We start from the raw sequence: 901 nt of genomic DNA, 5'->3' as shown, positions 1-901 counted from the left end.
CGGGGGCAGCACGGACAGTGCGTGCCCGAATACACGACGAAGGCATGGGCGACCCGGACGAGCGTTTTCGTACAGGTCAAATTGACGAGGAAATCAAGTGATTCGTATAGTCTGGCTACACACATCCGGGCCATGCTGTCGAGGTCGCGCTCGAGTGTGGGAGCTCCATGATCAAGTCATGGGTACACAAGGGACTGGAAGCGTTTTTTCGTCACCGGGAGCAAGGCGGGCATTCGGCCCGATCATGCGCCCAGGCTGCGGCGCATGCTGGCGCGTCTTGATGTCGCTGGCGCGCCGCAGGACATGAATGTGCCTGGCTGGCGTTTTCACGGCCTCGCTGGCGGGCTGGACGGATATTACGCCGTCGGCGTCAACGGCAACTGGCGGCTGACATTCCGATTCGAGGGCCGCGACGTCGTTCTGGTCGATTACCAGGACTACCACTAAGGTGATTCAAGCCATGACCCGCATCTTCAATCCACCCCATCCGGGCGAAACGCTGCGCGACGACGTGCTGCCGGCGCTCGGTCTGACCGTCACCGAGGCCGCGTCGCAACTTGGCGTGACCCGTGCCGCACTGTCGCGGGTCCTGCACGGCCATGCCGGCATCTCGCCGGAAATGGCGTTGCGGCTCGAAGCGTGGCTCGGCGAGGAAAACGGGGGAAGGGCCGATCTGTGGCTCGCACAGCAGTCGGCTTACGATCTGTGGCAGGCGCGCGCAAAGGGCGCCCCGAAGGTGGCGAGAGCACGGGCGCGCACATGACGGCGCGCCCGCGAACGTCTCGCCGCCAGCTCAGTACAGGCTCGGCTCGCCGGGCGGGCGCGTCTTGAAACGCTTGTGCACCCAGTAATACTGCTCGGGCATCAGCGGAATCTGCTCCTCGAGGAATTCGTTCATCCG

General features: G+C 64.0%; 1 protein-coding gene and 2 pseudogenes. 2 read left to right on the top strand and 1 reads right to left on the bottom strand.

From position 1 onward, the window contains the following. Positions 1 to 167: 167 nt before the first annotated feature. Both JMF90_RS38720 and JMF90_RS38715 read left to right on the top strand, forming a co-directional pair. Positions 168 to 447, top strand: a pseudogene (locus JMF90_RS38720) (type II toxin-antitoxin system RelE/ParE family toxin). Between the two features lie 13 nt (positions 448 to 460). Then, positions 461 to 763, top strand: a complete 303-nt coding sequence (locus JMF90_RS38715) for a HigA family addiction module antitoxin (protein ID WP_011546457.1) — start codon at positions 461 to 463, stop codon at positions 761 to 763. A 30-nt stretch (positions 764 to 793) separates the two neighbouring features. On the opposite strand, the pseudogene JMF90_RS38710 reads toward JMF90_RS38715, so the two are convergent. Continuing rightward, positions 794 to 901, bottom strand: a pseudogene (locus JMF90_RS38710) (lipid A biosynthesis lauroyl acyltransferase); the annotation flags it as partial.

This window comes from Burkholderia sp. E168m23, from assembly GCF_016586125.1.
In the GTDB taxonomy this organism is placed as follows: Bacteria; Pseudomonadota; Gammaproteobacteria; order Burkholderiales; family Burkholderiaceae; genus Burkholderia; species Burkholderia orbicola.
The sequence above is the reverse complement of the archived record's forward strand: the minus strand, read 5'-3'. Positions and strand labels throughout refer to the sequence as shown.